The sequence below is a fragment of the Brevundimonas sp. genome (assembly GCF_041919755.1).
In the GTDB taxonomy this organism is placed as follows: Bacteria; Pseudomonadota; Alphaproteobacteria; order Caulobacterales; family Caulobacteraceae; genus Brevundimonas.
Genome location: NZ_JAYRTD010000008.1, coordinates 1 through 24924, shown reverse-complemented (window position 1 = coordinate 24924; position 24924 = coordinate 1). Strand labels below are relative to the sequence as shown.

Annotated in this window: 28 protein-coding genes; 23 read left to right on the top strand and 5 right to left on the bottom strand. The window is 67.5% G+C overall.

Going from position 1 to position 24924, the window contains the following annotated elements:
• The first annotated feature begins 70 nt into the window (after nucleotides 1-70).
• The 16 genes from ACE3TH_RS10820 (at nucleotide 71) to ACE3TH_RS10745 (ending at nucleotide 13270) form a co-directional block, all read left to right on the top strand.
• The gene (locus ACE3TH_RS10820) at nucleotides 71-388 is read left to right on the top strand and encodes a helix-turn-helix transcriptional regulator (RefSeq protein ID WP_081600455.1); all 318 of its coding nucleotides are present in this window, start codon (nucleotides 71-73) and stop codon (nucleotides 386-388) included.
• Between the two features lie 23 nt (nucleotides 389-411).
• Entirely contained in the window at nucleotides 412-1032 is a 621-nt protein-coding gene (locus ACE3TH_RS10815) for a lytic transglycosylase domain-containing protein (protein WP_017504268.1), read from the top strand.
• Between the two features lie 5 nt (nucleotides 1033-1037).
• Nucleotides 1038-1349, top strand: a complete 312-nt coding sequence (locus ACE3TH_RS10810; protein ID WP_017504269.1) for a TrbC/VirB2 family protein — start codon at nucleotides 1038-1040, stop codon at nucleotides 1347-1349.
• 174 nt (nucleotides 1350-1523) lie between these two features.
• On the top strand, nucleotides 1524-1859 hold the full coding sequence (locus tag ACE3TH_RS10805) for a type IV secretion system protein VirB3 (protein ID WP_017504271.1): 336 nt from the start codon (nucleotides 1524-1526) through the stop codon (nucleotides 1857-1859).
• On the top strand, nucleotides 1852-4227 hold the full coding sequence (locus ACE3TH_RS10800) for a VirB4 family type IV secretion/conjugal transfer ATPase (RefSeq protein WP_017504272.1): 2376 nt from the start codon (nucleotides 1852-1854) through the stop codon (nucleotides 4225-4227). The genes ACE3TH_RS10805 and ACE3TH_RS10800 overlap by 8 nt, the downstream gene beginning before the upstream one ends.
• Nucleotides 4224-4952: a type IV secretion system protein gene (locus ACE3TH_RS10795; protein WP_017504273.1), complete on the top strand. Its 729-nt coding sequence runs from the start codon at nucleotides 4224-4226 to the stop codon at nucleotides 4950-4952. Before ACE3TH_RS10800 ends, ACE3TH_RS10795 begins: the two co-directional genes overlap by 4 nt.
• Nucleotides 4949-5173, top strand: a complete 225-nt coding sequence (locus tag ACE3TH_RS10790) for a hypothetical protein (protein ID WP_017504274.1) — start codon at nucleotides 4949-4951, stop codon at nucleotides 5171-5173. Before ACE3TH_RS10795 ends, ACE3TH_RS10790 begins: the two co-directional genes overlap by 4 nt.
• Before the next feature lie 2 nt (nucleotides 5174-5175).
• Nucleotides 5176-6096: a type IV secretion system protein gene (locus ACE3TH_RS10785; RefSeq protein ID WP_017504275.1), complete on the top strand. Its 921-nt coding sequence runs from the start codon at nucleotides 5176-5178 to the stop codon at nucleotides 6094-6096.
• 1 nt (nucleotide 6097) lies between these two features.
• The gene (locus tag ACE3TH_RS10780) at nucleotides 6098-6304 is read left to right on the top strand and encodes a hypothetical protein (protein WP_017504276.1); all 207 of its coding nucleotides are present in this window, start codon (nucleotides 6098-6100) and stop codon (nucleotides 6302-6304) included.
• Nucleotides 6301-6984 (top strand): VirB8/TrbF family protein, encoded by a 684-nt coding sequence (locus tag ACE3TH_RS10775; RefSeq protein ID WP_017504277.1) that lies wholly within the window; start codon nucleotides 6301-6303, stop codon nucleotides 6982-6984. Before ACE3TH_RS10780 ends, ACE3TH_RS10775 begins: the two co-directional genes overlap by 4 nt.
• The gene (locus tag ACE3TH_RS10770; RefSeq protein WP_017504278.1) at nucleotides 6981-7802 is read left to right on the top strand and encodes a TrbG/VirB9 family P-type conjugative transfer protein; all 822 of its coding nucleotides are present in this window, start codon (nucleotides 6981-6983) and stop codon (nucleotides 7800-7802) included. The genes ACE3TH_RS10775 and ACE3TH_RS10770 overlap by 4 nt, the downstream gene beginning before the upstream one ends.
• Complete coding sequence (gene virB10, locus ACE3TH_RS10765; RefSeq protein ID WP_155965850.1) at nucleotides 7799-8929, top strand: type IV secretion system protein VirB10; 1131 nt, start codon at nucleotides 7799-7801, stop codon at nucleotides 8927-8929. The genes ACE3TH_RS10770 and virB10 overlap by 4 nt, the downstream gene beginning before the upstream one ends.
• Nucleotides 8929-9933, top strand: coding sequence for a P-type DNA transfer ATPase VirB11 (virB11, locus tag ACE3TH_RS10760; RefSeq protein WP_017504280.1), 1005 nt, complete (start codon nucleotides 8929-8931; stop codon nucleotides 9931-9933). The genes virB10 and virB11 overlap by 1 nt, the downstream gene beginning before the upstream one ends.
• Nucleotides 9899-11749 carry a type IV secretory system conjugative DNA transfer family protein gene (locus ACE3TH_RS10755; RefSeq protein ID WP_017504281.1) on the top strand — a complete coding sequence of 617 codons (1851 nt, stop codon included), beginning with the start codon at nucleotides 9899-9901 and terminating at the stop codon, nucleotides 11747-11749. Before virB11 ends, ACE3TH_RS10755 begins: the two co-directional genes overlap by 35 nt.
• Nucleotides 11746-12387 carry an LPD7 domain-containing protein gene (locus ACE3TH_RS10750; protein WP_017504282.1) on the top strand — a complete coding sequence of 214 codons (642 nt, stop codon included), beginning with the start codon at nucleotides 11746-11748 and terminating at the stop codon, nucleotides 12385-12387. Before ACE3TH_RS10755 ends, ACE3TH_RS10750 begins: the two co-directional genes overlap by 4 nt.
• 28 nt (nucleotides 12388-12415) lie before the next feature.
• Nucleotides 12416-13270 (top strand): hypothetical protein, encoded by an 855-nt coding sequence (locus tag ACE3TH_RS10745; RefSeq protein WP_155965853.1) that lies wholly within the window; start codon nucleotides 12416-12418, stop codon nucleotides 13268-13270.
• Here ACE3TH_RS10745 and ACE3TH_RS10740 read toward each other — a convergent pair.
• Both ACE3TH_RS10740 and ACE3TH_RS10735 read right to left on the bottom strand, forming a co-directional pair.
• On the bottom strand, nucleotides 13267-14271 hold the full coding sequence (locus ACE3TH_RS10740; protein WP_315026614.1) for a relaxase/mobilization nuclease domain-containing protein: 1005 nt from the start codon (nucleotides 14269-14271) through the stop codon (nucleotides 13267-13269). The genes ACE3TH_RS10745 and ACE3TH_RS10740 overlap by 4 nt on opposite strands.
• Nucleotides 14268-14789 carry a plasmid mobilization relaxosome protein MobC gene (locus ACE3TH_RS10735; protein ID WP_017504285.1) on the bottom strand — a complete coding sequence of 174 codons (522 nt, stop codon included), beginning with the start codon at nucleotides 14787-14789 and terminating at the stop codon, nucleotides 14268-14270. The genes ACE3TH_RS10740 and ACE3TH_RS10735 overlap by 4 nt, the downstream gene beginning before the upstream one ends.
• Nucleotides 14790-14988: 199 nt before the next feature.
• Between ACE3TH_RS10735 and ACE3TH_RS10730 the strand changes: the two genes are divergently transcribed.
• Entirely contained in the window at nucleotides 14989-16146 is a 1158-nt protein-coding gene (locus ACE3TH_RS10730; RefSeq protein ID WP_017504286.1) for a hypothetical protein, read from the top strand.
• Between the two features lie 3 nt (nucleotides 16147-16149).
• Here the strand turns inward: ACE3TH_RS10730 and ACE3TH_RS10725 are convergent, their stop codons facing one another.
• The 3 genes from ACE3TH_RS10725 to ACE3TH_RS10715 all read right to left on the bottom strand — a co-directional run bounded on the left by ACE3TH_RS10725 (nucleotide 16150) and on the right by ACE3TH_RS10715 (nucleotide 18324).
• Nucleotides 16150-17040: an ArdC family protein gene (locus ACE3TH_RS10725; protein ID WP_026108285.1), complete on the bottom strand. Its 891-nt coding sequence runs from the start codon at nucleotides 17038-17040 to the stop codon at nucleotides 16150-16152.
• A gap of 77 nt (nucleotides 17041-17117) precedes the next feature.
• Entirely contained in the window at nucleotides 17118-17411 is a 294-nt protein-coding gene (locus ACE3TH_RS10720; RefSeq protein ID WP_026108286.1) for a DUF736 domain-containing protein, read from the bottom strand.
• 334 nt (nucleotides 17412-17745) lie between these two features.
• Nucleotides 17746-18324, bottom strand: a complete 579-nt coding sequence (locus ACE3TH_RS10715; protein WP_017504289.1) for an SOS response-associated peptidase — start codon at nucleotides 18322-18324, stop codon at nucleotides 17746-17748.
• A 152-nt stretch (nucleotides 18325-18476) separates the two neighbouring features.
• Here ACE3TH_RS10715 and ACE3TH_RS10710 point away from each other — a divergent pair, with 152 nt between their 5' ends.
• The 6 genes from ACE3TH_RS10710 (at nucleotide 18477) to ACE3TH_RS10685 (ending at nucleotide 24836) form a co-directional block, all read left to right on the top strand.
• Nucleotides 18477-19235, top strand: a complete 759-nt coding sequence (locus tag ACE3TH_RS10710; protein ID WP_017504290.1) for an ImuA family protein — start codon at nucleotides 18477-18479, stop codon at nucleotides 19233-19235.
• Complete coding sequence (locus tag ACE3TH_RS10705; RefSeq protein WP_026108287.1) at nucleotides 19150-20670, top strand: DNA polymerase Y family protein; 1521 nt, start codon at nucleotides 19150-19152, stop codon at nucleotides 20668-20670. Before ACE3TH_RS10710 ends, ACE3TH_RS10705 begins: the two co-directional genes overlap by 86 nt.
• 116 nt (nucleotides 20671-20786) lie before the next feature.
• A complete protein-coding gene (locus ACE3TH_RS10700; RefSeq protein WP_017504292.1) occupies nucleotides 20787-21791 on the top strand; it encodes an ABC-three component system protein in 1005 nt (334 codons plus the stop codon).
• The gene (locus tag ACE3TH_RS10695) at nucleotides 21779-22279 is read left to right on the top strand and encodes an ABC-three component system middle component 2 (protein WP_017504293.1); all 501 of its coding nucleotides are present in this window, start codon (nucleotides 21779-21781) and stop codon (nucleotides 22277-22279) included. The genes ACE3TH_RS10700 and ACE3TH_RS10695 overlap by 13 nt, the downstream gene beginning before the upstream one ends.
• 50 nt (nucleotides 22280-22329) lie before the next feature.
• Entirely contained in the window at nucleotides 22330-24123 is a 1794-nt protein-coding gene (locus ACE3TH_RS10690; protein ID WP_038293500.1) for a hypothetical protein, read from the top strand.
• Nucleotides 24124-24188: 65 nt separating this feature from the next.
• On the top strand, nucleotides 24189-24836 hold the full coding sequence (locus tag ACE3TH_RS10685) for a PHP domain-containing protein (protein ID WP_228186692.1): 648 nt from the start codon (nucleotides 24189-24191) through the stop codon (nucleotides 24834-24836).
• The last annotated feature ends 88 nt before the right edge of the window (nucleotides 24837-24924 follow it).

The window sequence follows — 24924 nt, the reverse complement described above, 5'->3', positions numbered from 1 at the left end:
ACCCCACCGCAGATTCACGCCGGGGACCTTCCGTCTCGACGGTGCGGAGCGCTCGGGGCTCAATGGTGATGTGCGCCCCGAAACGTCCCATACTCCGACCAGCGCGACCGCGTGCGTGGACGACCTCACGTCGCGCCAGCGCGAATGTCTGACCCTGGCGGCGGAGGGCCTGACTTCCGCCGCGATCGGCGACCGTCTCGGGGTCTCACCACGAACAGTTGATGAGCACCTGACGTCGGCGTGCGTGGTTCTGGGGGTCCGAACCCGAATACAGGCCGTCGCGAAACTGGTCAGGAGCGAACGGCCTGCGGAGGGGCGCAGCTTCCGCCCGGAAATTTCCGGCGGGAAGGTCGCGGGTCGTTTGCGGAAAATGGATCGGGTGAGGTGATCGGCGTTCGCTAGGAGCCCTCCATGCTCGATCTCGTCGCGGTTCTCGCCCTCTCCCAGGCCTGTGCGCCATCTGTCGCACCGGAGACCCTGGCGGCGATCGCACACGTCGAGAGTCGCTTCGATCCGTTGGCGATCGGAGTCAATCGGGGCGGCCGTCGTCCCCCTCCCGCCCGCGATGCCGCCGACGCCGCGCGGATGGCGAGGAGTCTGCTGGCGACTGGCGCGAACCTCGACCTCGGCCTCGCCCAGATCAACAGCAGCAATCTGACCTGGCTCGGACTGACCGTGGAACAGGCCTTCGACCCCTGCCGCAATCTGGCGGCGGCCGCGACCGTCCTGCGCGCCGGCTATCAGCTGTCCGGCCCGACAGCCGAGGACGCGCAGACAGCGCTGCGCGTCGCCCTGTCCCGCTACAACACGGGGGACGCGTCGAGGGGATTCCGCAACGGCTACGTCGGCCGTGTGGAGAACGCCGCGGTCACGCTCCGGCTGTCTGCCCCGCCATCCTCGGCGCTCCCCACGATGCCCATCACCCCGACGCCGCTTCAGCCGTCCCCGCCTCCAACGCCCGCCCCCGCCTGGGACGTCTTCGGTCGGCCGGAGTCGAAGCTGATCGTCTTTTCAACCTTCCCCGAACGGTGACCCCGATGCTTTCAATCGCGCCTTCGCGCCGCCCCACCCGTCATCTCGGCGCCCTGTTCTGTATCGCTTTGGCCGCGACCGCCCTGACGGCCCAGCCTGCCTTGGCGTCCGCGAACGTCGAGGGACTGCTGCAGAACGTGGTCGACATGCTCACGGGCAATACCGCGCGGCTTCTTGCGGTGCTGGCTGTCGTGGTCGTCGGCATCCTCTGGATGTTCGGCCTGTTCGACCTGCGACGGGCAGCCATCGTGGTGCTCGGCATCGTGGTGGTCTTCGGGGCGGCCGAAATCGTCAACCTGATCACCGGGGGCTCGTGATGCCCTTTCCCGGATCCGTCCTGCTGATCGGCGCGACCGCCGGCCTCCTGTCGCTCTGTCTCGCCCAGGGCCTCGGTCTGATCTCCCCGAAGAGGTTCGCCCAGCTCGCGGGCGGGGGTGCCGGCGGGATCGCGCTGGTTTGCGCCGGCGTCTGGCTCATCGACGGAGGCGGACATGGGTGAGGAACGCCTGACCGAGGATCCGCTGTTCCTGGCCTGCACCCGCCCGGCCATGATCATGGGGGTGCCGATGGAGGCGATGGGCGTCAACGTCATCCTCTCGGGCGTCGTCTTCCTCGTGGGAGGCAGCCTGCTTTACCTGCTCGTCGCCCCGGCCCTTCACCTGGTCTTTCGTGCGATCTGCCGCGCCGACCACAACGCCTTCCGTCTGCTCTTCGTCTACGTCGACACCAAGGGCCGCTGCCGCAACGGCGCGCTGTGGGGCGGCAGTTCCGTCTCGCCCCTGCCCGTGGTGCGTCGCTACGTCGTCGAGGAGCTCCGCCGTGGCTGACGGCGCCGCCTCCCCGTCGCGCCTGCGTCGCGAGACCGAGGTTCGGTCCCACCTCCCCTACGCACGCCATGTGAACGACCACATCGTCGCCCTCGACAGCGGCGCGCTCATGATGGTCTTCCAGGTCGCGGGCGCGAGCTTCGAAACGGCCGATGTTCGCGACCTCAACGACTGGCACGTCAAGCTCAACCAGGCCTGGCGCAACCTCGCCGACGACCGGCTGGCGGTCTGGCATCATGTCGTCCGCCGCGAAGTCGCTCCATCGTCGTGTGACGGCTACCGGTCGGACTTCGCCGCCGGCCTGGCTGCGGACTACGACGCCCAGATGTCCGGCCGCCGCCTCTGGGTGAACGAGCTGTTCGTCACACTGGTGCTGCATCCCGGCCGGGATGCGGGCGATCGCGCCGCCGCCCTGATGCGCCGCCTGCGCCAGGCGCGTCGCGACGACGGCGAGGTGATGGTCGCGCAGGTCCGGCGGCTTGAGGAGGCCGGCCGTGACCTCACCCAGTATCTGGAGCGCTACGACCCGCGCCGCCTCGGCCTGTTTGAACGGGACGGTCTCTGGTTTTCGGAACCGCTCGAGGTCATGGGCCTGATCCTGACCGGACGGCGCTCGCCCGCGCCCCTCGTCTACGGGCACCTCGGCGCGGCCGCCTATTCCGTGAGAGCGATCTTCGGCCGTGAGACCCTGGAGCTGCGCGGGGCGTCCGGGGAGCGTTTCGGCGGCGTCCTCGCGATCAAGGAGTATCCGGCGACGACGCGTCCAGGCCTCTGGGACGGGCTGCTCAACGCCCGCTTCGGCTTCGTGATGTCCCAGTCGTTCGCCTTCCTGTCGAAGGCCTCCGCCCGTGCGGTGATGGAGCGCAAGCAGAACCAAATGGTCTCGGCCCGTGACAAGGCCGGATCCCAGATCGTCGGCCTGTCGGACGCCCTGGACGATCTGGTGAGCAACCGGTTCGTGATGGGCGAGCATCAGGCGTCGGTGCTGGTTCACGGCGACACCCCCGCGGCCCTGGCGGACCATCTGTCGAAGGCGCGCGCCATACTGGCCGATTCCGGACTGGTGGTGGCGCGCGAGGACCTGGGGCTTGAGGCGGCGTTCTGGTCTCAGTTCCCGGGGGTCTTCTCGCGGCGAACCCGGCCGGCGGCGATCACCTCGCGCAATTTCGCGGCGTTGGCGCCCCTGCACGCCTATCCCGTCGGCAAGGCGGACGGCAATCACTGGGGTCCGGCGGTCGCGCTTCTGCGAACGACGGCGGGCTCGCCGTTCCACTTCAACTTCCACGTCGGCGACCTGGGCCACACCTTCATCTGCGGCCCGTCGGGATCCGGCAAGACCGTCGTCCAGAACTTCATGCTGGCTCAGCTGGAACGCTTCGGCGCCCAGCAGATCTTCATCGACAAGGATCGCGGCGCCGAGATCTTCGTGCGGGCCAGCGGCGGAACCTACCTCGCCCTGCGCAACGGAGAGCCGACGGGTTTCGCGCCCTTCAAGGCGCTGTCTCCCTCACCCGCCAACCGCGCCTTCCTCGTCCGATTGGTTCGGACGCTGGTCGCCCGCGGCGACGACAGCCTCTCGGTCGCCCAGGCCCGGGCGATCGACGAGGGCGTTTCGGCGCTCGAGGCCCTGCCGCGCGAGCGGCGCTCCATCGCCGCCCTCCGCAGCCTATTGGGCCAGGCCGACGCCGGCGGGATCGGCGCGCGGCTGGAGCGCTGGCAGAAGGGCGGTCCACTCGGCTGGGTGCTCGACAACGACGAGGACGCGCTCCGTCTGGACGCTCGCTTCGCCGGTTTCGACATGACCCACGTTCTGGATCACGACGAGGTCCGGACCCCGGCGATGCTCTATCTGTTCCATCGCATCACCGAGCGTGTCGATGGTCAACGGTTGGTCCTCGATATCGACGAGTTCTGGAAGGTTCTGGGCGACCCGGCTTTCACCGATCTGGCCCAGGACGGTCTGAAGACCTGGCGAAAGCAGAACGCCTTCATGGTGTTCGGCACCCAGTCGCCGGCCGATGTCCTTCGCTCGCCGATCGCCCACGCCATCCTGGAGCAGTGCGCCACCCAGATCTTCCTGCCGAACGCCCACGGGCAGGCGCGGGACTATGTCGACGGCTTCGGCCTGACGCAGGAGGAGTTCCGCCTCGTGCGCGAGGAGCTTACGCCGGAGTCCCACCGCTTTCTGGTCAAGCAGGGCCACGACAGCGTGGTGGTGGAGCTCGATCTCGGCGGCATGGACGACGCCCTGGCGATCCTGTCCGGTCGCGCCTCCACGGTCGCCCTTCTGGACCGCATCCGCGCCGAGGTCGGCGACGACTACGCGCACTGGCGCGCCCCCTTCCATGCCCAAAGGAGAACGTCATGACCCTTCGTCATCTGGCGTCGGCCGCCTTGGCCGGCGCCCTGCTGCTCGCCGCCCCCGCCGCCCAGGCCCAGTATGTCGTGCACGATCCTCGCGCCCTGGTGCAGATGATCGAGGACGCCCGCACCAGCCTGCAGCAGTTGCAGGCCCTGCAGGCGCAGATCGAGGAACAACGCGCCCTCTTCGACAGCCTGAACGATCTGTCCGACGTCAACGGCCTGGCTCAGGCTCTGGGCCTGCCCGAGGTGCGCAATCCGATGCCGGATGCGCGCTCACTGCGCGCCGCCGCCGAAGGCGACCTGTCGGCTCTGGGGGCCCTGGCCGACCGGGCCGATGCGATCCGTCGCGAAACACGGCTGTTCACGCCGTCTGCCGGCGAGCTGTCCGAGGCCGATGCCTATTACCGCGACAGCCTGGAGCGGGCCGGCGCGCGCACGGCCCGTGATCTGGCCATCGGAGAGGCCGTCGGCGAAGCGTCCGACCGCCGACTGGAGGGGCTGGAGACGCTGCGCCGCGCCCTGGACACCGCACCCAATGCGCGGGCGGTGATGGACCTGGAAGCCCGCCTCGCCGCCGAACAGGCGCTGATCCAGAACGAGCAGTTGCGCCTTCAGGGCCTGGCCGTCACCCAGGCCGCAGAAGCGCGGCTGGAGGAGCAGAGAAGCCGCGAACGCGCCGAGGCCGCGCGGGCCGCGCGTCAGGCGACCTACGAACGGACCTTCCGGTGAGGCTCGGGTGTCTTCTCGGCGTTCTGGCCCTGGCGGCCTGTTCGCCCCCGGAGCGGGACGCCGCGGCCTTCGCGGCGGAGCCTGAGACGGCTCTCCGGGTGGTCGCCGACTGCGACGCCGGCGCCCGCAGGTCCGACTGCGCGGCGGCGCGAGAGGGGCTGGCGGACGCCCGCCGGCGCGATCGGATGGACGCCTACGCCCGGACGTTCCGCGAGCCCTGACCATGTCGTTCCGCGTCTTCGAGCCCAGCTACGACTTCATCGACGAGCGCCTCAATGTGTTCCTTGGCGAACGGTTGTCGTCGGTCATCGCCCAGGTGGACGGGCCGCTACGCGTCGCCCTGCTCCTCTATGTGGTCCTGTACGGGTACGCGATCCTGCGCGGCTCCATCACCGAGCCCATGCGGGACTTCGCGGTCCGCTCCATCAAGCTCGCCCTCCTCTATGCGCTGGCGACAACCCCCGCCTATTCCACCTTCGTCACCGGTCCGCTGTTCAGCGACATGCCGAATGCCCTGACCCGGGCGGTCAGCGGCTCGGAGACGCCGAGCGTGGGGGCCGCGTTCGACCAGTTCTTCGCCTATGCCGCCTGGCTGGGCGAGGACATTTCCCGGGACGCCTCGGCCTTCAATCCGGCCCCCTACATCGTCGCCGCCGGGGTCTTCATCATCGGGGCTCTGGCCGCCGCCCTCGGTTTCGGCGTGGTGCTGGTCGCCAAGCTGGCGCTCGCGCTTCTCGTCACCCTCGGCCCGATCTTTATCGCCTGCGCCCTGTTCGACGCGACACGCCGCTACTTCTTCGGGTGGCTGAGCCAGGCCGTGAACTATCTCGTCCTGTTCGCCCTGATCATCGTCATCTTCCAGCTCGTGCTGTCGCTGGTGCGCGACCAATGGGGCTCGATCCAGGGCTCCGATCCCATGATCGGCGGCCTGATCTTCATCGCCCTTTGCCTGCTGGGCGCGATCTTCTTCCTGCAGACGCCGGCCATCGCCGCAGGCATCGCCGGCGGCGCCAGCGCGGGCCTCGCCGACTTCGCCAATGCCGCCGCCCTCGGGTCGAGTCCTTCGGGACGCGCCAGAGGTCCGCAGGAGGCCAGCCGCCAGCCGCCGAAGGGCGGTGGAACCATCCGACCGAACGGAGCCTGACATGAGCCTTCGCCTGCTGTTGACCCTGTGCGTCCTCCTCGGCGGCTGCGCCACCGGACGGACGGAGACGCCGCCGATCTGCGACGGTCGCGAGCGGCGTCCCGCCAATCCCTACGGGTCGATCCTCGTCCCGTCGCCGTCCGCGACGCCGTCCGCGCCCCCGGTCGAACCGGTCGAAGGCGAGCCGTCGGCGGGAGGCTGCGCATGAGCGGCGTCCCTTCCGAGGAGCTGAAGCGCTATTTCACCGAGGCGCGGCGGTGGGACCAGGACCGACTGGCCAGCGCCCTGCAGTCCCGGCGATTGGCGTGGGCGGCGGCGGGCGTGGCGGCGGCGCTGGCGATCTCGGCGACCGCGGCCGTGACCTTCCTCACGCCCCTCAAGACGAGCGAACCCTTCGTCATTCGCGTCGACCGGACGACCGGATCGGTCGATGTCGTGCGCGGCCTCTCGGACGAGGACGGACCGATCCGATATGACGAGGCGGTCAGCAAATACTTCCTCGGCCAGTACGTCCGGGGTCGCGAAGGCTATCTTGACCCCGCCGCCGAAGACGCGTTCCGCCAGGTCTCGATCCTGTCCGCGCCCTCCGAGCAACGCCGCTGGGCCGACCTCTACCGCGGCTCCAATCCCGAAAGCCCCCAGAACCTCTACGGGCGCGACGGAGAGGCCGTGGTGTCGATCCGGGCGATCGGCTTCATCAATGACAGTGTGGCCAATGTGCGGTTTCGCCGGACGGTGCGGCAGGCCCAGCAGATCACCGAGAGCGACTGGATCGCCACGATCGCCTTCGCCTACACCCGGGCCCCGATGTCGGAGGCGGATCGTCTGCGCAATCCGCTCGGCTTCCAGGTGACATCCTACCGCGCCGACCCGGAGGTCATTCGATGAAAACCCCCGCGCTTGTTCTGGCCGTTGCTCTGGTGGCGACGGCGAGTCCCACCCTGGCCCAGACCGATCCGGGCGGCCGGATCCAGGAGCTGACCTATGCGCCGAACGGCGTCTATCCGATCTCCGGCGCCTTCCGCACGGCGACGCAGATCATCTTCTCGCCCGAAGAGACGATCCGACACGCCGCCATCGGCGACAGCGTGGCGTGGGAGGTCGCGGCGGAGGGGTCCGTCCTGTTCCTGAAACCACGCGAGCGCCACCAGTCCACCAATCTTCTGGTCGTCACCGAGCGGGCCGGCGTCGCCCGGCACTACGTCTTCGAACTCCTGGCTCAGGACCGGTCCGCAAGGACGGCGGCCTATCAGGTCCGCTTCCGGTATCCCGATGACGATCAGGCGCGAGCGGCCGCCGCCCTTGCCGTCTCGGCGCAGGCCGCGGAGGAACGCCTGATAGGCCTGGAGCTTCAGGCCGGCGCCATCGAGGGCCGGCGCAACCTCGCCTATTCCGTCCAAGGGGACCCCGGCCTCCAGCCAAGCGAGGTGACGGACAACGGCCGATTCACGGTGCTCCGCTTCCCCGGTAACCAGCCCGCGCCCGCCATCTTCGAGGTCGCCGGAGACGGATCCGAAAAGCTCGTGCCCTACGATGTCCGCGGCGAATTCGTGGTGATCCACGGCGTGGTCGCCGGCCTGCGCCTGCGCCACGGCGGGTCGGTCCTCTGCATCTTCAACGAGGCCTTCGATCCGCGCGGGCGCGCCACCGGGACCGGAACGGCGTCTCCGGCCGTCGATCGGACCGTGACGGGAGACCGGCCATGACCACCGCAGCCCCGCCCCCACCGACCGAGACCCCGGAGACGCCGACGACAGGACAGGACCGGGGCGTTTCACCGATCGCGGGCCGGCTCGGCGGCCGTCAGGGCCGGATGATCACCCTCGCGGCCCTCGCCGCCGGATGCGGGGTCTTTCTGTTCGCGACATGGGACCGGGGCGACGACCGCGACCGCGATCGGGCGACGGACGATACGCCCCCGCGCCAGCTGGCGCCGTTCGAGCCGGCGCGACGGGCCGAGCCGCCGATTCTGGAAACGGCGGAGACAGACCCGTTTGCGCCCACCCTTGTCGATGACGACGAGCGGATCCCCGCAATCGAACAGAGGTCTTCCGCCGGCTCGACATCTGGACCGACGCCAGGCGAGCAAAGGCGCGCGCTCGCGGATAGCGCCCAGCGGTCGCCGGTGCTCGCCTACAGCCGCCCCGGCGGCCCGGATCGAGCCGCCGCGGCCGCCGCCCCCCTGCTCGCCTCGGACCGGTCCGACCCGCCCGGTCATGAGCTCGACACCCTGAGACGGGTCAGTCCGATCGCCTCGGCCCGCGCCGGCCGTCTGCCGGATCGCAACCTTCTGATCACGGCGGGGTCCAGCGTGCCCTGTGTCCTGCAGACCGCGATGGACAGCTCGACGCCGGGCTACGTCAGCTGCCTGATCTCGCGGGACGTCTATTCGGACAACGGCGCGGTCGTGCTGTTGGAACGAGGGACCCGGGTGCTTGGCGAGTACCGCGGCGCCGTGGAGCCGGGTCGAGGCCGCCTGTTCGTTCTGTGGACCCGCGCCGTCACTCCGACCGGCGTCGCCGTCGCCCTGGCCTCGCCCGCCGCGGATTCGCTCGGGCGGGCGGGTTTCGACGGCGCCATCGACACCCGGTTCTGGGACCGGTTCGGCGGGGCGCTGCTGTTGTCGATCGTCGATGACGCCGCCTACGCGGCGGCCGGCGGCGGCCAGTCCCTTCAATCCACCGCGCGCGTGCCGTCGGACGCCGCCTCAGTCGCCCTGCAGGGCTCGGTCGGCATTCGGCCCACCCTGCGGAAGGCCCAGGGAGCGGAGGTCTCGATCTTCGTGGCTCAGGACCTCGACTTCGCGGACGTCTATCGCCTGCGGCCGAGGTGATGCGCGACACCTCCGTCATCGACCACTACCTTGCCCCGCTCCGTCCCTTCCTGGCGCCGCAGTCGGTGACCGAGGTCGTGGTCAACCGGCCGGGCGAGGTCGGGGTGGAGCATCCTGACGGCTGGCGCTGGCATGAGGTGCCCGAGCTGACGGAAACCTGGTTGCGCACCCTCGCCGTCGCGGCCGCCGCCTACACCGGGCAGGATGTCGATGCCGAGCGGCCGATCTGTTCGACGGTCCTTCCCGGCGACGCGCGGTGTCAGATCGTGCTGCCGCCGGTCGTCCCCGCCGGCGCCGTCTCCCTGACCATTCGCAAACCCTCCGGCGCGCGCATGGGTCTCGAGGACTTTCACGCCGCCGGCCTGTTCGCTGCAGCCAGGACCGTGCACGGCGGGCTCGATGAGACCGACACAGAGCTGGTCGGCCTGCGCGAGGCGGGCGACTGGGTGGGTTTCTTCCGGCTGGCGGTCGAGCGCCGCCGCAACATCCTCATCTCGGGTGCAACGGGCTCCGGCAAGACGACCTTCGCCAAGGGCCTGGTCGAACTCATTCCCGAGCATGAGCGGCTGCTGACGATCGAGGACACGCGCGAACTGGTCCTGCCTCAGCGCAATGTCGTCCATCTGCTCTATTCCAAGGACGGCCAGGGCCTGGCAAAGGTGGGCCCGAAAGCCCTTCTGGAGAGCGCGCTGCGGATGCGCCCGGACCGGATCCTGCTGCAGGAACTCCGTGACGGAACGGCCTTCTTCTTCCTGCGTAACGTCAACTCCGGCCATCCCGGATCGATCACGACGGTCCATGCCGATTCCGCCACCCTGGCCTTCGAACAGCTCACGCTGCTGGTCCGGGAGTCCGAGGGCGGTCGCGACCTGCCGCGCGACGACATCCGCACGATGCTGCACCTGATGGTCGATGTGGTGGTGCAGATGAAGAAGATCGACGGCCGGTTCCTGATGACGGAGGTCTGGCATGAGCCGCTTCGCAAGCGCCGCGCCGGCGACTAGGGCGGGCCTGATCGCGGTCGCCGTCCTGGCCGCCCTCGCCCTGTTCACGATCGGGACCCTGTCCCTCGCGCTGATCGGGCTGGGTCGCTTCTCCGGCGACATCGATCCTGCCCGGGTTCCGGGCTGGTTCCTCTACTACCGACAGGACCCCGAGGTCCGCCGTTGGCTGACGATCGGCGGCGCCGTCATGGGCCTGGTGCTTGTCGTGCTCGCGGCCGCCATAGCCCTGGGCATACGACGCCCGCTGCACGGTGCCGCACGCTGGTCGACGGCGGGTGAGCAGCGCCGGCACGGCCTGCGGGCGCGCAGCGGACTTCTGCTGGGCGAAGCGACCGGCGAGCTTCTCGTCAGCGACGGTCCCGAGCATGTGCTGCTCTACGCGCCGACCCGCACCGGCAAGGGCGTCGGGGTGGTGATCCCGAACCTGCTGGCCTGGCCGGACTCGGTTGTGGTCCTCGACATCAAGCGGGAGAATTTCAACGCCACCGCCGGCTTCCGCGCCGAAGCGGGGCAGACCGTCCACCTGTTCGACCCGCTCGCCGGCGACGGCCGAACGGCGAGGTTCAACCCGCTCGATCACATCGACCGCACAAAGCCGGTCGTCGTCCTCGATGAACTTCAGCGGATCGCGGGCATGCTGTTCCCCGCCCATAGCCATGCCGACCCCTTCTGGTCGGAAGCGGCCCGGACCGGCTTCATCGGGGTGGGCGCCTATGTGGCCACAACCCCCGATCTGCCGTTCACCCTTGGCGAGATCTACCGCCAGCTGACCGAGGGCGATCCGCGTGATCGCTTCCCCAGGCTGATCGAACAACGTCGCCTCGACGGCGATCCCCTCCCCCGAGGCGCGACGACGGCCCTGACCGATTTCTGCAGCTCCGGCGAGAACACCTTCGCCTCGATCCGTCAGTCGATCACCACCCGGATGGGCCTGTGGCTCAACCCCCTGGTGGATGCCGCGACCAGCGCCAGCGACTTCGATCTGCGGACGATCCGGAACGGCCGCCTGTCGCTCTATCTGGCAGCCTCGCCTGAGAATATGGATCGGGTCGCACCGCTCTACGCCCTCCTTTTTCAGCAACTGGTCGATCTCAACAGCCGGGACCTGCCCGCGCCAGACGCCCCCCGGACCCTGGTGCTGCTCGACGAGTTCGCCCGTCTCGGCCGCGCGCCGGTGCTGGCCCACGCCTTCGCCTGGGTCGCCGGCTACGGCCTGCGGCTGCTGCCGGTCGTGCAGAGCCCGTCCCAGCTCCGCGCCCTTTACGGCCCGGACGTGACCGAGGACATTCTGACCAACTGCGGCCTGGAGATCGTCTTCGCACCGAAGGAGTTGAAGGTGGCCCAGGAGCTGAGCGAGCGGCTCGGCTACTACACCTATCGGGCCCGCAGCCGCAGCCGTCCGATTGGCCTGGGACAGGGCCGACGCAGTCTGACCGACTCCGATCAGAAGCGGGCGCTGATGCTCCCGCAGGAGCTTATGCAGCTCTCCGGAAAGGCGCTGATCGTCCTCAAGGCGGGGCTGTCGCCGACCCGTGGACGCAAACTTGTCTTCTACCGTGACCGCCGCTTTACCGCCCGATTGCGGCCGCCGCCGGAAACCGCGCCCGCGCCGCCTCCGCCGTTGGCGGCTGTCATTCCCAAATCACCAGTGATCGAGGAGCCTGACATGGACTTCGACAGCATCGTCCGCCGCTTCGCCGCGGAAGGGCTCAGACCTCCGGCTCCGGGAGCCAGCGAAGCCGAGGTCCAGGCCTGGCTCGACCGCGTCGTGGCGGCCCCCGCCACCGCGCGCGCCCCTCTCGAGCGTAGGCCATGAGCCAGTCCGCCCCTCGGTCGGCTCCAGGCAACCGGCTGGCGCCGCAGCCCGGCGCTGCCCCGGAGCGCCGCTCGCTCGACAAGGGCGACGTGCCCGCCCAGTTGCTGGATCGCTATCTGATCGAGCGCGATCGCCAGGGCCGGCCGGAACGCTACTACCGCGACCACAAGAGCGCCGATCCCGTCTTCCGCGACCACGGCCGTGCGTTGTCATCGCTCCAGGCCTATCCGGACTCGGTCGCCTCCATGCTGCGGATCGCGCAGCACCGGGGATGGACGCACGTCAAGGTGTCGGGAGACGAGGCCTTCCGCCGCGAGGTCTGGGTCCAGGGTCGTAGCCTTGGCCTGGAGGTGGCCGGCCACAAGCCCACGGAACGCGACCGCCAGGCCGCTAACGATCAACCGGACCGCGTCGCGGGCGGGCGCCCCTCCAGGGATGCCGAAGCCAAGCCCACCACGCAGACCGTCAAACGGCGGCTGGACATGGCGGCCATCGTCGTCCGCACCCTGATCGCCGATCCGGCGGTCCAGGCGCGGCTGATGGAGCGGGCATGGTCCCGGGCAAGATCAGGAACGGAACAGACGCGCGGTCGCGATGCCGATGCGAAGCCGCGCGCGGAACGGCGGCGAGAACGCTAGGATCGTCCGATCCAGCGCCGGAGCCCACGTGACCGACCCCCTGATTGATGTCTGGGACATCGAAACCTTCGATCCCCCGATGCGCGAGCTCCTGGCGGGCCATACAGACCTCCTCAGCGCCTATCACGCGACCGCGCGTGAAAATCTGATCCTGCGCGAGTTGTCGGACCGCACGAGCCCCTACCCCACCAACCCGTTCGCCGAACCTTACTCCGACCTGACGGACATCGTGGCCTCGGCGATGGCCGATCGGACAATCAGAGGCTGGCACTACACCCGACTGACAGACGCAGAGGTAGACCGTCTGCGCGAGAGAGGCGTCGGCCTGTCTTCCATCGCTGCCATCCGCGCACGCTTGGACGCCCAAGTCGAGGCGGGCGCATTCACCGCAGAGACGGCCGACGCCCTGCACGCCGCCAGCCCGTTCTTGCGCGGGCAGAATCGGAATCGTTCTGGCCAGTTCTGGATGGTGTCGCATCCCCGAGACGTCGAGTCCCCCGACGTCAACCTGTTGCTGGGAAGCTGGGGCGGAGAAGGCGTCTACTTCTGGCTCGCCGACCCCGCCCATAAGGCCCTGGTCGCCTCGCTTGGCAGAGCACGCGTTATCGAGATCGCAGCGCCTCTGGCGGCGACCCAGCACGCCGACCTCGCGGCGAAGGCCGTCATGGCGACCTACAGCCGATCACTCGGATCTCGCCCCGCCTCCAATGCCTTTGATCTGTATGTGACCGAACCCCTGCCGGCCTCTGCGGTGCTGGCTGTCCACACAGAGGCTGAGCCGTCGTTCTCGCGCCTCGGGAGAGACTTCCCCGCGCGCTATACCGACGTGGACATCGGCGGGTGGGACGAGATGGCCGCCGAAATCGCGCGGCGTCGACGCTAGCGCGATCGCTGCCGGGTCGGCGACGTCCTCCCCGGTTCTGGCCCCAGCGCTCGGGCGAGGATTTCCCGTCGTGTCAGGACCGGCGGCAGCGTGCGGATGAACTGTTCAAGATCCTGGCCGAGGCGCCGATCTCCCTCGGCCGTCGATGTTTGAAGTCGCAACGCCTCGACCACGAGCGTGCGTCGGATGGCGGCCTGACGCTGACGAAGACGCGTCTCCCAGACCGGCTCGGCGGCCGAAGGGGTCGCGGCCGATTTCAGCGCGCCTTCCAGCGTCGTCGGCATCGGTCCTTCACCGCGCTCGAAGCGTTCGCGCAGCTTGCGTACAGGCGTGCGTTCGGCCTTGCGCACGACGCCGCGGGCACGACGGGGCGTCGCTTCGGCCTCGACGCCCCGATCCCGGAGAGCGGCCGCGAAGGTTTCCCGCCACAGCTGCAGGTCGGCTTTTCGGGGATTGAGGCGTTCGCCGTTCCGCCCAAGCGCGCGGACCGTCAGATGAACATGAGGGTGCCGATCGTCGGTGTGCAGGGCGAAAACATAGGGATGCCGGTCCGCGAACAGGCGCGACGCGAAGGCGCGCGACGCATCATGGACCCGGCCCTCGTCCGTGCCTGCCGGCATGCTCAGAACGATCGACAGGGACACTGGCGCGTCTCGTCGTTGCGCCACCACCGACAACTCGGACCGCCAGTCCTCGGCCAGCGCCCGGACGTCCGCCCGCCCGATCAGACGCTCGCCGTCCGGCCCCTCCAGGATCAGCTTTCCGTTGCGGGTGATGTAGTCCAGGTGGCGTTGCAGATGGCCGCCGTCCCGGGTCCGCCCGGTGATCTTGACCATCACCTCGGGCGCCCCGCGCACGACACGCTGGAGCTGGGCCCGGCCCGCATCGTCATCCCCCGATCGACCGACGCGCAGCACCGCGTGAGCGAGCCGCGCCCGTCGCATGCGGACGGGTGGACGCAGGGCTTCCTCAAATCCGGAGGGGATACGGAAGTCGTTCACGCCTCGACCGACCAGTAGGCGAGGTTCTCCTCGAAAGCGGCCCGAACGCCGGACAGGTGTCCCCGGATTTCCTCGGAGAAGGCGGCGAGTTGCGCCACCTCGAGGTCCAGCACGGTGCCTTCCATCACCGCCGTGTTCAGGGCCCGGGCGATCTGGTTGACGTTGACCCCGATGCGCCGGAGTTCGCGCTGCACCTCGATCAGGACCAGTGCCTCGGCGCGGTTGAGCTGCGGTCGACGATACAGTCGTGCCCGGATCAGGGCGACGGTCCACTGGGTGCGGGTCATGCCCCTGCGCGCCGCCTCGGCCTCCAGGACAGCGAGGTCCGCCGGCACGAGCCTGAGCCCCAGCTTGCCGGTCAGGCGCGCCGGCGAGGCATCCGGACCCTCGGGCAAAGCCGCATGCGCGGCCCCCTCCATCAGCTGTCGTAGCAGGCGCGAACGACCGCCTCGGGATGCCGCGGCGGCGTCGAACCGGCGGATCAGATCGGGCGTAGCGCGAAGCGTGAGGCGGTCCATGAGGGGGGTCGGTCTGTCAGACATTGCCGGCGCAAAGCCTATCCTGCCCTAGACCCTCCCCCCCTTCGCCCCGTAGGCCTACGGGTCTGCCCGCCCTCCCCTCGGCGGCCGAAACCGGCCGCTCGCCCGCCGCCCTGAAGGGCGCCCCAGCCAGGCGGACGATTTGCTTCAGCAGGGCTGTGCGCCATGATCCAACGGCATGATGGATCCAGCCAAGGCCCGCGCGGCGCTTCAGCTCATAGAGTACATCTCCGACCGTCTGACACAGACGCGCCTGCTGTTCGCCTCGGACGCCGAACACAAGAAAACCTTTCATGGCGAGGCTGCCCAAGCTGTCCGGGATTGGCGTCGTTCTTCGGTCTGCATGTTTCCGGGCTGCGACCAACGAACGATCACCGCCTCGCACACGCTGCAGCGGGCCGGGCCGATCTCCCCGTTGCTGGAAGATGATCACGTCCTCACGCCGCGGTCCTACAAGGGGCGTTTGTCGATGGTGAAAATCGGCGGCGCGGAAGCGTCCACATTTCCGGGGTACTGCGCCGGCCATGAGAGCGCCTTCTCGTCGTTCGAAAGGGCGCGCAGGATCAGGAGCGAAACCGATCTCGCCCTCCAGGTTTTCCGCAGCCTCTGCCGGGAGATCCGCCGCAAGGAGTTCGACCTGGCCCGCCTGGAGACGCGCGTCGCCGATCTCCATGCGCGCCTGTCTCGAGACGTAGAGCACGAGGCGCGCCGTCTGGGGGTGGAGTTCAGCACCTTCACCTACCAGGGGATGAACCTCAATCTCGCGGAGGACTACATCGAAGAGGCGGCTGGGACTCTTGCGGAACTTCAAGCGCTCCATGCCGCCCACTACCCGGCGGTCGAGCAATCCGGCCCGACCGCTCTGGAGGGTACCGCTTTCGAGATCGAACTCCCGTTTCCGGTGGCGTTGTCAGGAATGACCGATCTGCATCTGCCGGATCGCACCGTCATGTGCCTGCTCGGCGTCATCCCCCAAGACACCGGGACCCTCATCTTCATGGTTGGGCCGCCCGGGTCCCAAGACCGGATCAACGGCCATCTTGAACACAAGACCGCCCGGCTTCCGCTTATCGACATGATCGAGCGCTGGATGATCCGGGGCACGGACCACTGGTTCATCAAACCCTCTGTCTGGCGAGCGATACCCGCCGCGCGTCAGCGCGCACTGCTCGCCGAAATGCAGAAGACGAGCCACGGCATCGGGACCCCACTCACGCTGTCGATCTTCGATGACATGCGACGCGAGGCGGCGGCGGTCGCTTTCCCGCCACCGCCCACCGTTCGCAGCCCCGTAGTGGAGGCCTATGTCGCGGAACAGCTCAACCGGATGCGTTGACACTCACACCGGCGGCTGCAGGCCGTGGAGATGATCGACGGCCTTCTGCGCGTGGGAGGCGGCGGAGACGATGAACCGCTGGTCGTCCTTCAGGACCTGCAGCCAGCTCGCGATGTAGGCGGCGTGATCCTCGCGCGGCTCGAGGGCCAGACCGAGGTCCGCGCAGAGGAAGGCGGCGCCGAGCTCTGCGACCAGTTCTTCGCGAGCATAGCCGGCATCCCCGAAACACTGACGGCCGAAGTCCCGGTCCAGGCGCGAGGGATGGCGCGTCCAGTGCGTCATCTCATGCCCCAGGGTGCTGTAGTAGGCGTCGGCATGCTCGAAGCATTCGAAGGGCGGCATCTGCACGTGATCGGGACCGGGTGCGTAATAGGCGCTCCCGCCGCCGTGGCGGATGTCGGCGCCGCAGTTCCGGAAGAAGGCGTCGATGCGCGCAATCCGTTCGTCCGGATTGATATGCTGGACCTCGGGCGCGCCGTAGCGATCGGGTAGCCCCTCGATCTGATCCAGATTGAAGACGCTGTAGGCCTTCAGGAACGGAATGCGCTGCTCAATGCCCTCCCCGGCCTCGTCGGCAGCCTCGCGGATGATCTGGTTGGCGTAGACCACGGTCGCGCCCCGTTCTCCTTTTCGGACATGAGCGCCGAGGGCCAGCGCTTGCCGGAACGTCATCCAGGTTGGACGAGAAAAACCCCGACTGACGGCCTCTCCCCAGAGCAGGACGACGTTGATGCCGTTGTAGGGCGTGCCGTCGTGGCGCAGGGGCCGGCTTACGGATGCGGCGCTCTTCCAGGGCTGGGTCCAGGGGCGGACCCCAGCTTCGAGCTGGGCGAGGATCTGTTGGGTTATCCGGGTGTGGATGTCCGGGCGTGCAGGATCGGCGGGGCGCGTCATGGCGGCCTCCTCGAACTGGATTGTGGGAAGAAGGAGCGGCGGGGCGGGGCCCCCCCCGCCCCCCCGCGGCTCTTGGGTCAGCGGGACCAGATTAGGCTGTGTCCGCCCTCGACCTCTACCAGGGAGGCGTAGATCGGCGCCGGGAAGCTGGGATCGTCGAGCTTGACCGAGAGGTATTCGCGGTTCTGCTGGCTCGTCTTCTTCCAGGCTGCGCCGAACTCGGTCTGGCCGGCGAAGATCCGGAAATCGGGGGCCTTGTCGTCGGTCTTTTCGTTGGGACGCAGAACCGCCGACTTGACGTTCAGGGTCAGGGTCTTGATCGAACCGGTGTAGCCGTCGCCTTGAGCGGTGAAGGTGCCGATGGTGGCCATGTCAGTCTCTCCTTTGCTTCGGGCCACGCCTGCCGCGGCCTCGATGGCGATCGGGAGACCGGGGACCGGGCGGCGCGCAGGGAGAGCGGAGCGAGCCCCCGCAGCGAAGCGGAGGACCGCGATGAGAGACTTTCTTGTTTCGCGAGGAAGGCCGTCAGGTCGGGGATGAAAGTCGCGGCAGCGGTTGCGCCAGCCGACCGGGTTTCGGTCAGATCCGCCTCATCGAGAGGCCGCGCTGGCTGGCGCGAGAACAGTGCGAGACAGGGCCGCCTCCCTCTCCGACACCGCAGCCGACGCCCCCACGGCCCTCAAAACCGCGCTGATGTCCAGAGGCTCAGACCGCGACCGGGAAGACCTTCTCGACGTCCAGGCTCCCGGCGGGCAACGCCCGCAACAGTTCGGCCTGCGGCTTCTGAAGATTGAGCCAGGCCGCACCGTCCTCGGGACGCAGAAGCACGATCTGCCGGTCGTGATAGGGGGCGATATCCGCCCCCGGCTCGGTGGTCAGCATGGCGAAGGCGCCGTCCTTGATCAGGCCCGCGACCCAGAAGAGCCGCTGACCGGTCAGGGTGAAGCGCCATTTGGTCTTTCGCTTCTGGCCCGGTTCGGGGTCTGTGAACTCGAAGAAGCCGTCCGCCGGGATCAGGCACCGGTTCGAGCCTTCGAAGGATCGGCCGTCGGATCGGAAGTTGAAGACCGGGCGCCCGCCCGGCCCCTTCCACGCCCAGGGCACCATCACCGCTTCAGGCCCTCCAGGCCCCATATGGATGACGGGCGCCCGATCTCCGATGCGGATGGACGCAATCGGACCGAAGTTTGGCATGCCCCCGGGGAACACCAGTCGGTTTCCACTGAGGTTGAACGCCTCGATGATGTCGTCGAACGGCAGGATGAGCTGGTACTCATTGCACATCGCGCGATCTCCTGTGGCCTCGGGCGGAGGATTTCACGGGTCCGGCGCCGCTGCAAATCGAAGGGGGATAAGGCGTCGATTGGATTGACTCCGCCGCTCGCTTCGAACCAGAACATTTCAGGAACATTATAGACGTCAGGAGGAGCTCGTCCATGCCGGCCGCCGGTTCGGCCCAACTCGAGGATTTGCACGCTCAGGTTCGCGCACTGGAGCAGGCCTACCGTAGATCGGTCGGCGTGCTTCCGTTCGAGGTGGAGGCCTTGGACGCCGCCCTCCCCGGCGGAGGCCTGGCCTTGGGCGCGCTTCACGAGGTGGCCGGCGGCGGCGACGACGCCGTGGGCGGCGCGGCCGCCGCCCTGTTCGCGGCCGGGATCGTCGCTCGCCTGCCCGGCCCAGTGCTCTGGTGTGTCACGCGGCCGGACCTGTTCGCCCCGGCGCTCTGCCACGCCGGGCTCGAGCCGGATCGTGTCATCTATGTCGAGGCCGGCGACGAGAAGGCCTTGATGGCGTGCTTCGAGGAAGGCCTTCGCCATGGCGGTCTGGCCGGGGTCGTCTGCGAGACATCGCGTTTGACCATGACCGCCTCGCGCCGGCTGCAGCTCGCCGCCGAGGCGTCGGGCGTGATCGGCGTGGCGGTCCGACGATGGCGGCGTGCCGCCGAGGCGGCCGATTTCGGCCAGCCGACCGCCGCCGTGACGCGCTGGCGGGTCAGCGCGGAGCCATCGGCGCCCCTGCCGGTCCCCGGCATCGGACGGGCGCGGTGGCGGATCGAACTCATGCGTTGCCGCGGCGCCGACGCGGCGGACTTCATTCTGGACGCTTGCGATGAGACGGGTCGTCTCGCTCTTCCTGCCGAACTGGCCCGTCGAACGGTTGCGCCGACGGCTGGGCGCAGACGCGCCGCCGCCTGATCGCGCCCTTGTCCTGACCGGTCGAGTCGGCCGCAAGCGGGTCGTCACGGCCTGCAACGCCGCCGCCGCCGCTTGCGGCGCGCGCGTCGGCATGGTCGCGACCCAGGCTCAGGCCCTCATTCCCGATCTTGACGTCAGGGACGCCGATCCGGCCGGAGACGCCGACGCCCTTGATCGCCTCGCCCTCTGGGCGATGCATCTCTACGCCCCGGTTTGCCAGGCCGATCCGCCGGACGGTCTGGCGATCGACATCACCGGCGCCGCCCATCTGAAGGGCGGCGAAGCGGCTCTGCTCAGCGATCTGACGGCGCGTCTGCAACGCGTCGGCCTGAGCGGCCGAGGCGTGGTCGCTCCAACCTACGGCGCCGCCCATGCGGCCGCCCGGTTCCGCGCCGAGTCGCAGATCATCCACGATGAAGGGATCGATGCGGCCCTCGCTCCGCTGCCGCTGGAAGCGCTGCGCCTTCCGGTGGATCTGCCGGCGGGGCTGAGGCGAATGGGGTTCGAACGCATCGGCGACATCGCCCACCGACCGCGGGCGCCGCTGCAACTGCGCTTCGGCGCCGAACTCGGGCGACGGCTCGACCAGGCCTATGGCCGGTCGGCCGAGCCCCTGATCCCGGTCGAGGTTCCCGAGACGCCCCGGGTCGAACGGGTCTTCGCCGAACCGATCGGCGCGCCGGAAACCCTGGCCCGCTATGCCGGGGCGCTCGTCGAGTCCTTGTGCGGCGTTCTGGAGGCGCGCGGCCTGGGCGCGCGTCGGCTCGATTGGCTGTGTTTTCGGGTCGATAACCGGATCGAGTCGGTCCGCGTCGGCCTGGCGCAGCCGGTGCGGGACATCCGCCGGTTGACTCGACTGCTGACGGACAGGATCGAGACCATCGAGCCGGGGTTCGGCATCGAGCGGATGACGCTCGCGGCCAGTTCGGCCGAACCGCTGGACTGGCGGCCAGCCGCCGCGCGCCTCGGCGCGGAGGCGGAACCGGACGTCTCCATTCTGATCGACACCCTAGCCAACCGGATCGGAGCCGAACGGCTGTACCGGCTGGCGCCGGTCGAGAGCGATGTGCCCGAGCGGTCGATCCGGAAGATCGCACCGCTTGCGGCGCCGACTGGGCTGGCATGGGCGCCGGACTGGCCGCGCCCCACCCGCCTGTTCCACCGACCCGAACCGATAGAGACCATGGCCTTGCTGCCGGACAATCCCCCGACCCACTTCACCTGGCGCAGCGTCCGACGCCGGATCCGCAGGGCCGACGGCCCGGAACGGATCTTCGGCGAGTGGGGCCGCCGGGATGCCGAGATGTGGGCGGTCCGGGACTATTTCCAGGTCGAGGACGACGTCGGTGAACGGTTCTGGCTGTTTCGCGCCGGCGACGGCGAGGACGCCACGACCGGCTCCCAAGCCTGGTTCATCCACGGAAAGTTCGGATGAGCACTCAGCGCTAACGGCAGTATCAGTAAAACGCCGACTCGCGCAAAGATTGCTCAAGCGATATCCGGTTGTTACCGTGATGCTTTCCGGGGGAGCACATATTACATGGGGCGTCGGTGACCAGTCTGGCCATTCGCCTCAGCGAGCTCGACGACGGGCAACTCGAAGAGTTCGTCGAAGTTTGGGTCGAGCGACGAGAGTCGAAGTACACTCAGGTTGAACGGATTGGCGGCCCCAACGACAAGGCACGGGACGTCATCGGGTTCTACACGGCTGACAGGCACGAAGGTGATTGGGACCTCTTTCAATGCAAGAGGAAGACCCTGGGATCGAAGCTCGGCCGGAACGAAGCCCTTCTCGAACTCGGGAAGATGTTCCACCACCACACTCAGGGCGCCTACACGACCTTGCCCGTGAATTTCACGTTTGTGTCTCCGCGAGGGATTGTCGGTCCTCTAATGGACCTGCTCAACAATCCCACCACTCTCAAGGCCGCTCTGCTGGCCGATTGGGATACCGCCTGCAAAGCCAAGATCACCGCAGGCAAAGAGACCCCGCTCACGGCGGAGTTGCGCGCCGCGATCACAGGATACGACTTTTCCAAGGTCACAGGCCTGACGGCGCCGCTCATCGTCAAAGACGAACATGCGAAACCCGCCTTGGTGCAGATACTCAAGGAAATGCCTGGCCACGCCCCGCAAGGCCAAGCACCAGACATCATTGAGTATGGAGAGACGGAGTATCTTGGCCAGCTTCGGGTTGTTTATGGTGAGGCTGCTGGAACCGATTTCACAGACAATGCTGCGGTCCTGGCTGACGCCACCTATGGCGACCAACTCAGGGACCAGCGCACGCGCTACTTCGAGGCCGAGGCGTTCAAGCGATTTCACCGCGACAACACAGACAAAAGCTTAGTCGTTCAGTTTCAGAATGACGTCTATCACGGGGTGATCGACGTTCATCGACAGACGACCGACACGCTTCTCGATCGACTGGGAAACGTGATGAAGCACGCTGCGGGTTTGAACGCCGCGATTGCTGGACGCGTCGCGCGAATTCCCGTCGTGCAGGGGATTTGCCACCATCTGGCGAATGATCGGCGATTGAAATGGACCAAGTAACGTCTGATGCGCCACCGCTATTTAACTCGCCCCTTGAGGCGGGGATAAGGGCCGTCACGGTTCTTGAGGCGGTTCGACCGCTGACTCTTGATTTGGCCGACCTCGTCGTTTTGGACCATGCCGTTGTGCATTCTGGCGATCTCGGGGGTCCGCCCAGCCTTCACCCCGCCGTTCCAGGTCGCAAGGGTGAGTTGCTCGTGAGGCGCGCGCTCGTCGAGGACAGTTTGGGATTGATGCGGAGATTTCACATGGTGCTGATCTGCGCATCGGACGATGGGATAGAATATCGCGCGTCTGATGAGGCTGCCGCCTATGTTGAGCTGCTGGAGAGCGGCTACTCGATGCGGCTGAAAACGGCAGCTGATTGGATCGCCCGTGAAGTCGCTTCGAAGGGAAAGTCGGAGTTCCTGAGCGAGCTCCGACTGAAGCTTGACACCTGGACCACGGCTTTCATCGGGCACAACGAGCAAGGAATGCTGCTGCTTTGACCTCTCGTATCATCATACGTGGGTTGGCGTTCACCGGGCCGAACGTACCCTTGGTCGACATCGCCTTCGCCGATGGCCTCAACGTGGTCTGGGGTGCCTCGAACACGGGGAAGTCGTTTCTTGTGAAATCGCTGGACTACATGACCGGCGCGGGCGTCGAGGGTATACCGGGTATCACAGAAAGAGACGGGTACGAAAAAGCCTGGCTTGATGTCGAGTTGGGGGCTGGAAACGACGTCCAGGTAGCTCGAAGCCTCCGTGGCGGAGACTTCGAGTATCGGGCGGGACGGCCATCACCTGATGCCGGCATTCCCGCAGACCGCACGCTCCAAGGCGAGCATCGAAGCGCGGAAAGCTGGTCCGCCTATCTTTTGGCTGCCATCGGCCTGAAGCCAGATTTGAAGATCGCCAGAACGCTTTCGGGAGAGAAAGTCACCTTCTCGTTCCGGTCCTTTGCGCCATACGTCTTCATCGAGGAAACGCCGATGCTCGGCGACCTCAGCATGATCGATGTCTCAGATGGGCGGAGCGTCACCCAAGACAAGAACACCCTAAAGTTCATTTTAACGGGGGTGGATGACGCCGCACAGATCAAGGCCCCAGGGGTCAAAGAGCAGCGGACAGGGAACCGAGGCAAAATCGAGCTTCTCGATGACATGCTGCGAATTGCTCGTGCAGAGCTGGGCGACGACGCGACCGAGGACCTCGACGAGGCCATCGAGGCGCATACGGAACAGATCCGTAGCATCCAAGCCGAAGCGTCCGAGGCCCAGGCCCAGCTCGACAAGGCGCGTATGACGCTTTCGACCGCTCAGGGAGATCTGGCGTCAATCGACGCCTCACTCGAAGAACTCGCCCTGACGATCGAACGGTTCGGCTTGCTTGATCGCGTTTTCCGAAGTGACCGCGAGCGACTGACGTCGCTCTTGGAGGGGAGCGATGCGCTGCTTGCGGGAGGAGACAGTCATTGTCCGCTGTGCGGGGCCGCTGAAGAACACCAGCATCACGGGCAAGGGCGGGAGGATGTGCAAGGCAGTCGCCGAGCCATCGCTGCCGAGCTAGCCAAGATCGACAGGGAGCAAGGCGAACTCCAAGCGACCTTGGCTGAGCTGTCGCAGCAGGTTTCTACCGCTGACGATGTGCGCGACGGCCTGCTCGCGAGTATCGGTGAACTGAAGAAGGAAATCGAGGTCGGCCTTCCCGCAGAAGCCGAGACGCGGCAGCGGTTTGAGTTCATCTCCGATGCCCGCGAAACGCTGCGGACCCGTGCTCGCCTCGTTGAGCGTGTGAGAGAGCTTGAGGAACATCGGCGCGTGCTTGATCGCTTTAAGGCGACGCGGAACCAAACGGGAGCGGTCGTCGGACTTTCGGGGGGAGCGGGTCTGGCGCTCGCAACGCACGTCCAAGGCGTGCTGGACGCTTGGGGCTTCCCGGGAAATCCCAAAGTTACGTTCGACCCTGCAAGCCACGAGATCCAGATCGATGGAAAGAGCCGATCGGCTAACGGCAAAGGCGTCAGGGCGCTCATGCACTCGGCATTTAAGATCGGGATTTTGAAGTTCTGCCGCGCGGAAGGCCTGCCTCACCCGGGTTTCATTGTTTTGGATAGCCCTCTTGTCAGTTACCGCGAACCGCACAGAAGCCGTCACGGAGCGCTCGGCGCAGACGAAGCTGTTGTGAAGGCAAGCGGGCTGAAAGACCGATTCTACGCCTATTTGGCGTCTCACAAGGGCGACGCTCAGTTTATCGTAATTGAGAACGATGCCCCGAGCGGAGCCACACCAGACACCATAGCCGTCTTCGCCGGCCCCGACTCTGATGGCCAACGCGAAGGGCTATTTTGAGCGCAGCACTCCCAATTGCTGAAGGCAATCTGGCCTCCATGTAAGATGGAACATATCATGAACATATGTCTCGCAGATATGCCGAATTGCAGTGTTCTTCCCACTTCTCCTTCCTGCGTGGCGCCAGCGGCTGTGACGAACTTTTTTCTCAGGCCGCTGTCTGCGGCCTCGAGGCGCTCGCCATCACAGACCTCAACAGCGTCGCCGGCATCGTGCGAGCGCACGAGGCCGCCAAGGCGACAGGCGTCCGCCTGATCGTCGGGTGCCGGCTCCAGCTGACCGACGGCGCCACCATCCTAGTCTATCCCACCGACCGGGCCGCCTACAGCCGGCTCTGCCGACTTCTCACCCGCGGCAAGGGTCGGGCCGGCAAGGGCGCCTGTCGCCTAGATTGGTCGGACCTGGCCGACCACGCCGAGGGTCTGATCGCCGCGCTCGTGGCAGAGCAGGCCGACGCCTCGTGTCGGCGGCAGCTCACAGCCCTGTCCGACATCTTCGGCGCGGACGCCTATTGCGCCCTCACGCTACGCCGACGCCCCCGCGATCAGATGCGCCTGCATCAACTGGCGGGGCTTGCGACCGAGCTCGGAGTGAAGACCGTCGTCACCAACGACGTCCTTTTTCACCACCCCGGCCGCCGCATCCTTCAGGACGTCCTGACCTGCATCCGGGAGGGTGACGTGCCCCTGAGAATTTCCTCCACGTGGAGCTAGAGTCCGGCCCTTGAAAGGACGGACGGAATGAAACGAGCGAGATTCACGGAAGAGCAGATCATCGGGATCCTGCGGGAGAACGAGGCCG